The 13,424-nt window shown below is 33.0% G+C and carries 9 protein-coding genes and 1 tRNA gene; 8 read left to right on the top strand and 2 right to left on the bottom strand.

The window, feature by feature from the left end:
• Positions 1-2: 2 nt before the first annotated feature.
• The 3 genes from Q4Q35_RS05430 (at position 3) to Q4Q35_RS05420 (ending at position 4,292) form a co-directional block, all read left to right on the top strand.
• Positions 3-2,909 (top strand): hypothetical protein, encoded by a 2,907-nt coding sequence (locus Q4Q35_RS05430; protein ID WP_303276930.1) that lies wholly within the window; start codon positions 3-5, stop codon positions 2,907-2,909.
• Between the two features lie 10 nt (positions 2,910-2,919).
• Positions 2,920-3,393 (top strand): hypothetical protein, encoded by a 474-nt coding sequence (locus tag Q4Q35_RS05425; protein WP_303276929.1) that lies wholly within the window; start codon positions 2,920-2,922, stop codon positions 3,391-3,393.
• 98 nt (positions 3,394-3,491) lie between these two features.
• Positions 3,492-4,292 carry a BatD family protein gene (locus Q4Q35_RS05420; RefSeq protein WP_303276928.1) on the top strand — a complete coding sequence of 267 codons (801 nt, stop codon included), beginning with the start codon at positions 3,492-3,494 and terminating at the stop codon, positions 4,290-4,292.
• A 469-nt stretch (positions 4,293-4,761) separates the two neighbouring features.
• Here Q4Q35_RS05420 and Q4Q35_RS05415 read toward each other — a convergent pair.
• A tRNA-Leu gene (locus Q4Q35_RS05415) sits at positions 4,762-4,843 on the bottom strand.
• A 189-nt stretch (positions 4,844-5,032) separates the two neighbouring features.
• Here Q4Q35_RS05415 and Q4Q35_RS05410 point away from each other — a divergent pair.
• The 3 genes from Q4Q35_RS05410 to pth all read left to right on the top strand — a co-directional run bounded on the left by Q4Q35_RS05410 (position 5,033) and on the right by pth (position 7,456).
• Positions 5,033-5,974: a ribose-phosphate pyrophosphokinase gene (locus Q4Q35_RS05410; RefSeq protein ID WP_303276927.1), complete on the top strand. Its 942-nt coding sequence runs from the start codon at positions 5,033-5,035 to the stop codon at positions 5,972-5,974.
• A 123-nt stretch (positions 5,975-6,097) separates the two neighbouring features.
• The gene (locus Q4Q35_RS05405) at positions 6,098-6,751 is read left to right on the top strand and encodes a 50S ribosomal protein L25/general stress protein Ctc (RefSeq protein WP_303276926.1); all 654 of its coding nucleotides are present in this window, start codon (positions 6,098-6,100) and stop codon (positions 6,749-6,751) included.
• 78 nt (positions 6,752-6,829) lie between these two features.
• Positions 6,830-7,456, top strand: coding sequence for an aminoacyl-tRNA hydrolase (pth, locus tag Q4Q35_RS05400; protein ID WP_303276925.1), 627 nt, complete (start codon positions 6,830-6,832; stop codon positions 7,454-7,456).
• Between the two features lie 78 nt (positions 7,457-7,534).
• Here the strand turns inward: pth and Q4Q35_RS05395 are convergent, their stop codons facing one another.
• Positions 7,535-11,044, bottom strand: a complete 3,510-nt coding sequence (locus Q4Q35_RS05395; protein ID WP_303276924.1) for a zinc-dependent metalloprotease — start codon at positions 11,042-11,044, stop codon at positions 7,535-7,537.
• Between the two features lie 81 nt (positions 11,045-11,125).
• On the opposite strand from Q4Q35_RS05395, the gene Q4Q35_RS05390 reads away from it, so the two are divergent.
• Together Q4Q35_RS05390 and Q4Q35_RS05385 are read left to right on the top strand one after the other, a co-directional pair.
• Positions 11,126-12,064: a bifunctional riboflavin kinase/FAD synthetase gene (locus Q4Q35_RS05390; protein WP_303276923.1), complete on the top strand. Its 939-nt coding sequence runs from the start codon at positions 11,126-11,128 to the stop codon at positions 12,062-12,064.
• Positions 12,054-13,370 carry an HTTM domain-containing protein gene (locus Q4Q35_RS05385; RefSeq protein ID WP_303276922.1) on the top strand — a complete coding sequence of 439 codons (1,317 nt, stop codon included), beginning with the start codon at positions 12,054-12,056 and terminating at the stop codon, positions 13,368-13,370. Before Q4Q35_RS05390 ends, Q4Q35_RS05385 begins: the two co-directional genes overlap by 11 nt.
• Positions 13,371-13,424: the final 54 nt, after the last annotated feature.

Raw genomic sequence — 13,424 nt, 5'->3', positions numbered from 1 at the left:
AGATGAAAACAAGTTATTTAAAAACTGTACTATTTTTGTTTCTAAGCATTATAGCAGCACAAGGAAATGTTTATGCTCAGGAAGATTCAGATGATGATTGGGACGATGATCCTTTTGAGGGCGACAGTGGGTATTCAAGTGATGGATTTCACTCCCAGTTAAGTTATACTGCAGGAGGTGGAGGTGGATTTGTATCTGAATCTATAAGTAATGGCTATACAATTGCTTATACAGAATATCTAACTGGAAACTCTGGAAATATGACAACGGGTTATTCAGGTGCAGGATTAGTATTTCATGTTATAAATGTCGAGGGGACTAATAATGAAGATTTAAATTCTTTTAGCTATGTAATAGACCAACCTAGTGATGATAGCCCTTATGTAAATAGTGAAAATTCCAATGGAAATACTAGCACAAATAGTAATGTTGGGAATAACACAACAGGCAATGAGGATGGCAGCACTCCTAATCCAGATTTAAATTTAAAAGTAAAAAATGATGGTTCGGTTGTTATTAAGGTAATTAACTTAAAATTAAAACATGGGAAATCTAAACAATTTACAGTCAAAGTCCCTTATTCTCTTCCTGTCGTAAAAAATTTGGTAGGTAAATTGCCTGACCTTCAAATTCCCGGTATAGATATAGGAAACTATGAACTTTCGGGTTTGGCAATGGTAGATGGAATTGCAGCGTATACAGTATTAACTATTACAGCAGACTTTCCTGATTATATGTCGGATGACACTATAATGACATCAGTTCAAATACCTATAGAAGGAAATGGAAACAGTTCTGTACCTGATAGTAATACTAGTCCTGATGAAGATGAAGAAGATGTGATTGTTGCAGAATATACTGTTGAAGCCCCTGGAGATGAAGAAGAAAATCAGAACAATTCTACTGATGATGACACACCTTTATCCCCGTTAGCTGATTCTGCTACTATAACTAAGAACACTATTGTAGATAATAAGCGTGTTGTAATTCTTAAAGCTAATGGTCTTATATTTAATACTACCTCATATGGAATGTATTTAAATATTGAAGTTCCTGAAGCATGGTCTCCTCATTCAGTAAGAGAAGTAGGCCATATCATGAAAGAAGGGGTTGGAAAAATAGGTACTTATGTTCTAGGGCATTTCTATAATAATTGGAATGGTGATATTAACACAATCGGCCAAAAAACTGTAACTCCAGGTACTTTTAATAGCATAAGAATACGGTTAGATGTAGATGGCTTTGATGGAATTGAAAATTTAGAAATTAATATTAGTAAAGACTATCAAGAACAATTAGAAAAACAAGTTTTACCACCTCTTTATGGTTACGACACCGATATAGAAGTTGTGAGAATTTGTGATGAATTCCCATTAGAAGCTGGACGAAGATTTACAAAATCAGTAGAAATTACCTTACCATATTATCTTAATCCTGAAACTGGAGGAGAAGGTCCATCAGGTATTATATACGATGATTGTGGATCTGTAAAAGCTATATATAATTTTTTAGACCCAATCAATAACGGTGATGGTACTAGAACATATGAAGAAGTAGAAGTTATAGCATATACAGATATTCCTGAAGGGGGATGTATTGAATTTGAAGTAGAATATATAGTAGAAGCCAATGATGAAACAGACTATCATCGTTTTTCTTTGCCCCATGATAGAGACTATGACATAACAGCTGGCTGTGAAAAGGCGCCATGCAGTGAAGATGCACTAGAAAATTGTAGTGATCTTATATTACAAGCTATAGCTCTACAAAACACGCCACCACCGTTAATGGCAAGCAGAGAAGTAATTATTAATTACGAAAAAGAGTTTGTAGCTGTAATAGAACAATTAGGAGGAGAAACAAATCAAATAGTATCAACGGTATATGGTAATGCTTCAGCTAATGATGTATTAGAATTAGAATCACACTCTGAAATTCTTAAAAACATACAAAGTACTTTGGATATAAGTGCACCTTATGATTTTAATATAGGCAGTATTACAGATGCTGAAGGTTTAAGGCAAGTTACAGAAGATACTGTTGAAACAGCTGCAATAGATGCGCTTCCAGAAAATCAAGAAGTGGCAGACCAAGAAATGGATTTCGGTGATTATTTAACTATTGCAGAGCCATTTTTAGTAGAAGCATTAATAGCTTTTTTACCTGGCAGTGATATTATAGAGTTAGTACGTAGTATAAACAATGGCGATAAATTAGGAGTTGCTTTAGCTATAGCTGGTTTAGTAGCAACTGCAGTGGGTGGTAGTGCAATTAAAGGAGCTTTAAAGAGTATTAAGATTTTTAACAAAATCACACAAATTACTCGAAAGCTGGGTACTGCTGCCAAAGCTGCCGCCAAAGCTGCTAAAAAAGGTTTTGAAACCACAATGGATAATGCGGGTAGGTTAATTCTTAAAAGAGGGGATGATGTTGTTACTGTGGGGGACGATTTAGTAAAGAAGTTTCATGAGATCCTAGGAATTCCTAAAGGCTCTAGACCAAATCCAAATACTTATTTGGATCCACAGTATATTTCAAATCATTTAGCTAAATTTGATGATGGAGCTGTTAGATTTACCAAACAGTCTAATATTGATACATACGGAACACTTGGACCTAATGATGCTTTTACAATGCCTAAAAGTGAATACGACAACTTAATTGCAGAAACGGGCGGTGATTTGGCACAAATAGAGACCAAGCTAGGCTTAAACCCGGGTGATCTAACAGGTGATGATGCGGTTATAGCTTGGATTGAAAAGAATGATTTTGGAGAAGTTAAAATCCCTTCAGGAAATGAATCTGGAGTTATAGATGAGTTTTGGCAACCAGGAGGAATTACTTCTGGAGGAGTGCCTGAAGGTATTATAGATCTTTCAGACCCTAATTTACCATATACTAAATTATAATTTTTTAATTATGAATAAACAATATGAATTAGATAACGGTTGGATAGTTAAACAAGAAGGAGACAATCCTCCAATTCTATATGTAACTCCCATAGCTAATACAGTTTTTAAAAAAAAAATAAAAGTTGAAATTGACGAGACAGTCTTCAAAGATATTGTTTTTGGAGAAAGAAGTACTAAAGAACTTTTTAAAAAGTATAAACTACATACAATAATTATTGAACAAGGTTCTATTAAAGTCAAGCCTATATCTATTTCTAAAAATAGTTCTAATACCTATTATGGTAAGGACTTTATTCTAACAATAGAAAATGATAAGTTTTTTATAGAGTATCAATTATCTATACAAGGTGGTGGAAGTAGAAAATTTGAAATTAATCATGAAGTTTATTTAGAGGCTATAAAAGGAAATTATACAACTTTTGGTTTATTTAAAAAATATAATCTTCATCATTTAGATACCCCTGAAAATGATGTGAAATAGCTTTTTTACAAATTACTATTAAGAGAGAGTCTATTTATAACATATGAGTTAAAAATGAATTTTAAGATACTATATATATTACTTTTATTACAAATACAATGCTTGGGCAAGTAAGTTTTAAAGCTGTTATAAGTCAAGATAATATCGCTATTGATGATATTTTTACTGTTAATTTTATACTTGATTCTATAACAGATGAAAAAATAAGTAACTTTAAAGCTCCTGATTTTAAAGACTTTAAATTTGTTTCAAAACCAGGAAAAATAGTGCGTGGTGGTTGGAAAGAAGGAAAAAGAATTGATTCAAAAATATATTATCATAAAATTAAAGCTTTAAAACCTGGAAGGTTAACTATAGGGAAAGCCTTTGTGTTAGTAGATTCTAAAGAATATATTACTAAATCCATTACTCTAAATGTACTTTCTATTGAAGAAAAGGTAGCAACTCAAGCCACTGCATTTTGGAATAATAAAGATAAAAGCAAGTTAATATTAATAGATAAGAATATTCATTTATTTTTAGGTGTGAGAATGATTGACTTTGACCGAGATAAAGCTAAGTTCTATTCGGTAAAAAACAAAGAAGTAACTCCTAAGTCTATAAATAATGTGCTTCCAAAGTTTTTAACAGAACATTTATGTGATATTAAGAAAATGAAGCAAGACGGTAATAGTATTTTATTAAGTACCCTTTTACTTATGGAGAAATATTATGTTAGAAATCTCCTCAAACCAAAAGATAATGAGGATTTAGTGTTTGTTCAAAAATTAAATGTTAATAAGAAACCAAAAAAAGAGGAAATTAAAGAACTTGAGATTTTAAAGAAATATATGTACAATACAATTACATACTCTTATGATGATGAACAAGGGCGGTTCTTTTTAAAATCTACTCAATAAGATGTTGTATTTTTTAAGAGAGATTACCTTTAATAATAAATAATAATCAAAAAAAGGACTCTTGATTCCTCGCAAGAAAGTACAGGAAATTAAGAGAAAACCTTGTCAATTATGTGTTTAAATTAAATAATTGATTTGAATTTTCGAATACAGATTATCTAAAAACCTTTAACTACTAAATAATCTTTCGCGAATTCTAGAAACATAAGTCCTCTAACGTCTAAAGTGCTGTATCGTTATTTTAAATTATAATTGGCTGTTTATGTATAAAAATACCAGATTTTTAGTTTAGCGACAGACTTATGTTTTTGATCCAAAAATAGTGTGATTACCGAGATAAGGAGCTTTAAATCTAGTCCAGAATTGAAAAGCATTTTCCAAATATTGAGCTATAAATATTTAAGTTGAATTTTATTTTGTTGTACCTGTGAAATAAAAAAGGCTTCAACATTTCTGTTAAAGCCTTTTGTACTCAAGGTGGGAATCGAACCCACACTTCCGAAGAAACTGGATTTTGAATCCAGCGCGTCTACCAATTCCGCCACTTGAGCATGAAGTGTCTACCTCCCGATAGCTATCGGGATCGCCACTTGAGCATTTCGGACAGCAAAAATATAGATTTTTTCGATATTAATCATAAAAATACAGAGCAATATACTTTTTAGGTGAAAATAAATGTATAAATTTGCACCTCGTTTAAAAAAGGGTGCTTTTTAGTACTATAAAACAACAAGTTAACTATGCCAATTGTTATTCCCGAAGCTAAAATTTTTGCATGTAAGCAGAGTAAAGTGCTAGGTGAAAAAATAGCTAAATCCTTTGGAGCCGATTTAGGTAATGTTATTACATCTACTTATAGTGATGGAGAATTTCAACCATCATATGAAGAGTCTATTAGAGGTACCAGAATTTTTATTATTGGTTCTACCAATCCGGGTCCGGAAAATTTAATGGAAATGCTATTGATGATTGACGCTGCAAAACGAGCATCGGCAAGACACATTACGGCAGTAATGCCTTATTTTGGTTGGGCAAGGCAAGATAGAAAAGATAAACCCAGAGTACCTATTGCGGCTAAGCTTGTAGCAAAAATGTTAGAAGCTGCTGGAGCAACACGTATTATAACCATGGATTTGCATGCCGATCAGATTCAAGGCTTTTTTGAAAAACCAGTAGATCACTTGTTTGCATCTACAATTTTTCTACCTTATTTACAAAGCTTGAATTTAGATAATTTAACCATTGCATCTCCAGATATGGGAGGTTCAAAAAGAGCCTATGCCTATTCTAAAGCCTTAGAAAGTGACGTAGTAATATGTTATAAGCAACGAGCTAAAGCCAATATAATTTCGCATATGGAATTAATCGGGGATGTTACAGGCAAAAATGTAGTACTTGTAGATGATATGGTAGATACAGCAGGTACACTAACAAAAGCAGCAGATTTAATGATGGAGCGTGGCGCATTAAGTGTAAGAGCTATTTGTACACATCCTATATTGTCTGGGAAAGCTTATGAAAATTTAGAAAAATCAAAATTAGAAGAACTTATAGTAACAGATTCTATTCCGTTATCTCAAAAAAGTGATAAAATTAAGGTTTTAAGCTGTGCCGACTTATTTGCTGAGGTTATGGAAAAAGTACATAATAATCAATCTATAAGCTCGAAATTTGTAATGTAGTTTCAATTTGAGTTTATCTTGAATATAGTCGAAAAACTCAATTACTATAAAACATTATAGTAGCTTAAAAATAAATATTAATAAAGTTTACATAATATAATTAAATAATAATAAATAACAATTATGAAATCAATTACAATCAACGGATCTCAAAGAGAAAGCGTGGGCAAAAAAGCAACAAAAGCCTTACGTAATGCTGGTCAGGTTCCTTGCGTATTATACGGAGGAGATAAGCCAGTTCATTTCGCAGCACCAGAACTAGCATTCTCTAAACTTGTATACACTCCTAATGCGCATACAGTTGTGATTAATTTAGATAATGGAGAAACTTTAAATGCAGTACTTCAAGACATTCAATTTCACCCAGTCACAGATAGAATTTTACATATAGATTTTTATCAGTTATTTGAAGACAAAGAAATTGCTTTAAATATTCCAGTAAACCTTGTAGGAAACTCAAGAGGGGTTAAAAACGGAGGTGTTTTAAGAAGAAACAATAGAAAACTTCGTATTAAAGCACTTCCTGCAAACTTACCAGATTTTATCGAGATAGATATTACTCCTTTAAAAATTGGTGATAAAGTTGCAGTTGGTGATTTACCAAGTGATAAATACACGTTCTTGCATTCAGATAACACCGTAGTATGTCAAGTTAGAACATCTAGAGTAGCGGTTGAAGATGAAGAAGATGAAGAATTAGAAGAAGGAGCAGAAGGAACTGAAGGAGCAGCAGCGCCTGCAGCAGAAGGGGCAGAAGCACCTGCAGCTCAAGAATAGATAATATTCTTAAATTTTAAATATTAAAAGCATTCTGTATATCAGGATGCTTTTTTATTTTTACAGAAACATAAGATTATGTATCGGTTTTTATTCAAACTATTTAAAAGAAAAAAAGTAATAGAAGAACAAGATATTATGAAGAAGTATTTAATAGTTGGTTTAGGAAATATTGGAGAGAAATATGCAAATACGCGTCACAATATAGGGTTTAGAATATTAGACTATTTTGCTAATAAAGAAACATTAGCTTTTGAAACTCAAAAACTGGGAGATATAGCTACGTATAAATTAAAAGGGAGAACGTTTATTTTTTTAAAGCCCAATACTTATATGAATTTAAGCGGAAAAGCTATATTATATTGGTTAACAAAAGAAAAAATCCCTTTAGAAAATTTATTAGTTATTACCGATGATTTAAACCTGCCTTTTGGGAGTATTCGGTTAAAAGCAAAAGGTAGTGATGGTGGGCATAATGGATTAAGGGACACTCAAGAGAAATTAAATACAACAAAATACAATCGTTTTAGATTTGGAATTAGCGATGCCTTTAGCAAAGGAAGGCAAGTTGATTATGTTTTGGGAGAATGGACCCAAGAAGAGTCAGATAAACTTAAAGAACGTTTAGACACATCGGCTGAGCTTATAAAATCATTTGTTTTAGCAGGAATAAATATTACTATGAATACTTTTAACGGTAAATAAAAGTGGCTGTTTATAAGCGTTTAAAATTAAATGTTACATTGAGCATAGTTGAGATGCCGTTCATTTTTTAGGAAACTTTTAATTAACAACAATCTTTTTAGTAGCTTTTCGAAGCCCATCATATGCACTTAAAATATATATGCCAGATTGTATATTATTTAAATCTATACTTTCGTCGAGATCACCAGTAGCTTCAAATACGCTTTTATAAATAAGTTCCCCTCTTACAGTAAAAATTTCGACAATAATATCTCTGGAAAGAGAACCATTTAGATTAATATTGAATTTTCCGTTGTTTGGGTTAGGATGTACTATTAGGTTATCAAAACCAGACTCTTCAATAGCTGCGGTTGGCAGTATTGTAAGGGTGTAATCTTCTACTTCTCCATCAAACCCATTTGCAGAAGGGATTGGTTCTTGTTCTCCCATACTTCCAATATATCTGGTGGCAACTCTCATGATAGTGTTTCCTAAAATAGCGTCTATAGGAACACTAATAGAAAGAGGTGAATTACTAGTTGCTTCATTTGTAGCGTTGGTAACTTCACCTAAATCATATGCCTCACCAGTATCATTAAAATTGGAATTTTGATTCCAGTCAATCCATACTTTTGTTGCTGTCGTAAAATTACCATCAGTAGTAACATTTGCAGTTAAATCATAAGTGTCATCTCTACTAATTTCTGTAGCAACAGATGAATAATCGGAATAATCAGAAGGCTTTGTAGAAGATTGACTAATAGTATTAAATTGAACAAGCGTTATAGAAGTGTCATATTCTACATCTGTTGATAATATATTGAGTGTATAATCTTCAACTTCACCATCAAAACCATTTTCGCAAGACGTTGGAGATGTGTCGAACTTGGTTGAAACCCTCATGGTAGTATTCCCCACAGCAGCATCAATAGGAACGGTAATAGAAAGTGGCGAAAGTGTTGTTGCTCCATTAGTGACGTTAGTGGCGTCTCCTAAATCATATTCTTCACCAAAATCATCAAAACTACAATTTTGATTCCAATCTATCCAAACCTTAGTACGGGTAGTCCAATTACCATCAGTATTAACATTTACGGTTAGGTCATAAGAGTTATTCCTATTTATGTTTGTAGTGATCGAGGTATAATCTGAGTAACCGAAAGGTTTTGCGGAGGATTGGTTAATGGTATTAAATTGTACCAGCGTGGTACTTGTTTTATAAACTGCACTTTCTGCAACAGAAACACAAAGGCCATCGAAAAAAGGAAATTCTAGGGACTTGTTTTTTGTAATAGATGTTGAAGTTCCTGTAACTGTTAACGTATAATTGCCCTGTGAAACACCATCTAAATCACTAATAGTCATGGTAACGCTACCAGAAGCGCTTAAATTAGCTGGCGAGAAGTCAACCGTAGAACTTCCTGGATTTCCAGAAGCACTAAAAACAGTATTTTCTGAAAAACCATTTGCTACAACATATTCAAAATGAAAAACAGCAGTAGTTGCATTGCAGTCAACCGGATCTAAAGTCTCTTCAACTATAAAAAAATCGGGGTCTGAAGAAATCGAAAAATCGAAATCAGAGACATCGTAAAAAATATTATCCGCGGCTTCTACTAATAATCTAGCATTAGCTGTATCAGGCATTGCAGGAACAGTATAAGTAAAAGAACCGTCGTTAGGCGTGTTTGATGCAATAGTCGTGGGAAATGTTAATCCGCCATCTGTGGATAATAGAATATTTACATTTTGACAATTTATAGTACCATTAGCTGTTTGTCCAACAACCCATTCAATAGTTTGATTAGTTCCTTGTGCCCAGGAAACCGGGTTGTTGGTTATGGTAAAAGGAGTAACATCTTCTACGGTGATTTGCATGGTATCATAACTAGTTTGCCCACCTGTTGAAGAAGCCGTAGACCTATCTCTAACAGTTAACGCCCAATTTAAAGTTCTGGCTACACTAGATACTGTTTCCCAATCACTTCCTAAAGTAGGATTGGTTCGAGTAGTATTCCCAGCTAAGACACTATTAAATTTAGGTATGTATCTGTCTGGAGAGTTTGTTGGAGGTAAGGACCTGTTCATAGGCCCAGAAGTTAAATCGGGTCCAAAATTAAAGTAGTTAGAAAGGCCACTATCTATTTGTTCCCAACAATAGGTTAAATTATCTCCCCCGTCCAAATCGGTAGCAGAACCCTTTAAGATATAAGCTGTTCCTCTTGGTATGTTATAGTCATTTCCAGCATCTGCACTTGGTGGATTATTAGATATGGCTTCGGTCGTTTGACAGCTTTTGGTATCCAGATTGTCTAATATTTGCTTAATACTATGGTAGTGAAAATAATCGTCGCTATTTTGCTCTACGTTATTTTGTTCAGGATCAGCAACACCAGCATACGCCATAATTGTTGTTCCGCTACCAGGCTCAGAGTTAACACCTGTGCCTTCAGTCTCGAAAGCCCAAGTATGATTCGCTCCCATTTGATGTCCAATTTCATGAATTACATAATTGATGTCGAATGAATCGCCTTCTGGGATTGCATTACTTGGAGAGGTATAGGCACTTCCTTTACCATGAGGCGATCCGCCAGTGGGATTTTGACACACACATCCAATACAACCTGCGTTTCCACCACCACCAGTAGCCCCAAATAAATGACCAATATCGTAAGCGCTATTACCAATCTCATTGGTTAACGTATTTTGAAGTTGTAAACTCCATCCATCAGTATTGTCGAAATTATCCTTATGGGTACCAACATTGGCGTCAGAATACGGATCGGTATCTGCATCATTATATATTAATTGTGTTGCATCTATAAGCTCGAAAGTTACGGCCATATCAATCTCAAAAACCTCATTAACTCTAGATAATGAAGCATTAATTGCTGCTAAAGCATCTGCAATGGCATCCCCATTTCCAGCATTTTCGTCATCGTGATAATCGGTATATTCAGAGGTCGTAGAAATAGCTATTCTAAATTTTTGAAGTGTTTGATCGTTAGCCCCACCCTCATTAATTTTGCTTAAAGAATTTTGGCCATTTTTATTGAGTGTCTTATTTAATTCGTCGATAGTTTTACATTCAAATTTATTTGTAAGGCTGTTTTCGTTTTCTCTATTATATAGTACATATTGATTAGAGTTTTTAGAAAGGGGTTGCATAAAAACAGTGGGTTTATCAATATACGAAATCATGGTCTGTACGCCTTGAAGTGAAACACTCATTCGTAATCGGGCACCCGAATTATCTCGGCTTACCCCAACATACGATTTAATATTTGGGTATTTAGCAGCAAGCTCTGGAGAGAAAACAGGAGCTTCATAAATGTTAAACGATTCTAATTCACCATGATGTCCCGGAATACTAATAATGGTATTGCCTTTTTTATTTTGCCCTCTTAACGTTGCAGAAGTAGTAGTACTTTTAAACAAAGACAGATCAAGTTCGAAAACTTGAACCTTATTTTTATCTAAATGAAGTTTAGATAATTTTTCATAACTTTTAATGATTTCAACCTTTTTCCATGAAGAATTTTGTGCAATGCTTGAAAATGTATACAAAATCATTGCAATTGATAAAACATAATGTAGTTTTGTTTTCATAAAAAATATTTAGGGCATTTTCATTAAACGTAATATAACAAATCTAACTTTTTTAAATTAATTTAACAATTTTATCGTTAAATGAGTAAGGCGAAAAACATTGAAACATATAAACCTGTAGACCCTACAGTGGTTACAATTGGAACTTTTGATGGGGTTCATATAGGGCATAAAAAAATAATAAAACACTTAATTGATACTGGTAAAAAAGAGCATTTAAAATCTGTAATCCTCACTTTTTTTCCTCATCCACGGATGGTGCTTCAAAAAGATTCAGGCATAAAATTGATAAATACTATTAAAGAACGTCGCCATATTTTAGACGCTTTGGAATTAGACCTATTAATAGTTAAAAAGTTTACAAAAGAATTTTCAAGGCTCACATCCGAAGATTTTGTTAAGGAAATTCTTGTCGATAAACTAAAAGCAAAAAAAGTAATAATTGGCTACGATCACAGATTTGGCAGAAACAGAAATGCAAATATCGACGATTTGAAAAAATTTGGAGAGATGTATGGATTTGAAGTTGAAGAAATTTCGGCACAAGATATAGACGATGTAGCCGTTAGTTCTACAAAGATTAGACATGCTTTAATCGATGGCGATATAGCTAAAGCAAATTCTTTTTTAGGTTATAATTTTATGTTATCAGGAAGGGTTGCAAAAGGAAAAGGTCTAGGAAGACAATTAAACTTTCCGACGGCTAATATTCAAATAGAAGAGGATTATAAATTAATACCCAAGCAAGGCGCCTACATTGTAAAATCCGTAATAGATAAAATAACTGTTTATGGTATGATGAATATTGGCATGAACCCAACAGTTAATGGTAATAAAGAGACTATTGAAGTTCACTTTTTTAATTTCAATAAAGATATTTATAACAAAACAATTCAAATTGATTTATTGAAACGTATTCGAGATGAAGAAAAATTTGAATCGGTTGATGCCTTAAAACATCAATTAAAGAAAGATAAGAAAATGGCTTTTGCGTTTATAGAAAAACACCATGATCAATAAATGGCTATTTAAACATATAGATAATTCAGCGTTAATAGTTTTCCGAATTATTTTCGGACTTCTTTGCTTTTTAGAATCTGTTGGTGCTATTTTTACAGGTTGGGTAAAACGTACGCTAGTAGAACCGGAATTCACTTTTTCGTTTATTGGTTTTGAGTGGTTACAACCACTTCCGGGAAATGGTATGTATGTCTACTATGCAATTATGGGCATATTTGCATTATTCATAATGGTTGGTTATAAATATAGGTTGAGTGCTATATGTTTTGCCTTAATGTGGGCTGCTACTTATTTAATGCAGAAATCGGCTTATAACAATCACTATTATTTATTGATGCTTTTAAGTAGCATTATGGCATGTCTTCCAGCTCACAAATATGCTTCTATAGATGTGAAATTAAACCCTAAATTAAAAAGTTTTTCAATGCCTCATTGGTGTCGTTTGGTTATTGTGTTGCAACTTTTTATTGTTTATACCTATGCTTCTATCGCAAAATTATATCCAGATTGGTTAGATGCTAGCGTAATAGAAATGTTTATGAAAAACAAGAAGGGTTACATTTTAATAGGTGACTTACTTCAACAAAAATGGCTGCACTATATTTTAGCTTATGGCGGTATACTGTTTGATGGCTTAATTGTCCCGTTATTACTATTCAAACCCACAAGAAAATACGCTTTTATGGCTTCTGTTTTCTTTCATTTATTTAATTCGTTTGTATTTCAAATAGGAATTTTTCCTTATTTATCATTAGCATTTACACTGTTCTTTTTTGAACCTGCACTTATTCAAAAGTTATTTTTAAAAAAGAAACCTTTTTATAATTCAGATGAGGTGGTCATTCCAAAGTTGAAAACACCATTATTAGCTGTTTTTTCTATTTATTTTTTAGTTCAAATAGGGCTGCCGCTAAGACATCATTTTATTGAAGATGATGTGCTCTGGACGGAAGAAGGCCATAGACTTTCGTGGCGTATGATGCTTAGAACAAAAAGCAGTATAACTAAATATAGAGTTGAAAATAAAGATTCAGGTAAAAGTTTAGTAATTAATTTAGATGATTATTTAACGGCAAAACAGAAGCGTTCTATAGGCGCAAAACCGGATGCCATCTGGCAATTTACACAATATTTAAAACAAAAGTTTGAAAGCGATGGACAAAAGGTAGCTATTTATGTTGATTGCAAAGTAAGTGTAAACGGAAAGTCTTATAAAAGATTAATAAACCCAGAGGTAGATTTTGCAAAAGCAACATGGAGTACATTTAAACATTGTGATTGGATATTACCTTCAAAAGAAGACTAATGCGATTTGCCGTTTTGAATTTGTTATAATTAAAATGCTCCATTTTTAACGGGA

The sequence above is a fragment of the Flavivirga aquimarina genome (assembly GCF_030540835.1).
Taxonomy (GTDB): Bacteria; Bacteroidota; Bacteroidia; order Flavobacteriales; family Flavobacteriaceae; genus Flavivirga; species Flavivirga aquimarina.
Note: the sequence above shows the minus strand (reverse complement) of the source record. Positions and strands in the feature narration are given on the sequence as shown.

Excerpts from the sequence above, each read along its gene's own strand:
- Q4Q35_RS05430 (WP_303276930.1), top strand. The coding sequence starts at position 3 with ATGAAAACAAGTTATTTAAAAACTGTACTATTTTTGTTTCTAAGCATT.
- Q4Q35_RS05425 (WP_303276929.1), top strand. The coding sequence starts at position 2,920 with ATGAATAAACAATATGAATTAGATAACGGTTGGATAGTTAAACAAGAA.
- Q4Q35_RS05420 (WP_303276928.1), top strand. The coding sequence starts at position 3,492 with ATGCTTGGGCAAGTAAGTTTTAAAGCTGTTATAAGTCAAGATAATATC.
- Q4Q35_RS05410 (WP_303276927.1), top strand. The coding sequence starts at position 5,033 with ATGCCAATTGTTATTCCCGAAGCTAAAATTTTTGCATGTAAGCAGAGT.
- Q4Q35_RS05405 (WP_303276926.1), top strand. The coding sequence starts at position 6,098 with ATGAAATCAATTACAATCAACGGATCTCAAAGAGAAAGCGTGGGCAAA.
- pth (WP_303276925.1), top strand. The coding sequence starts at position 6,830 with ATGTATCGGTTTTTATTCAAACTATTTAAAAGAAAAAAAGTAATAGAA.
- Q4Q35_RS05395 (WP_303276924.1), bottom strand. The coding sequence starts at position 11,044 with ATGAAAACAAAACTACATTATGTTTTATCAATTGCAATGATTTTGTAT.
- Q4Q35_RS05390 (WP_303276923.1), top strand. The coding sequence starts at position 11,126 with ATGAGTAAGGCGAAAAACATTGAAACATATAAACCTGTAGACCCTACA.
- Q4Q35_RS05385 (WP_303276922.1), top strand. The coding sequence starts at position 12,054 with ATGATCAATAAATGGCTATTTAAACATATAGATAATTCAGCGTTAATA.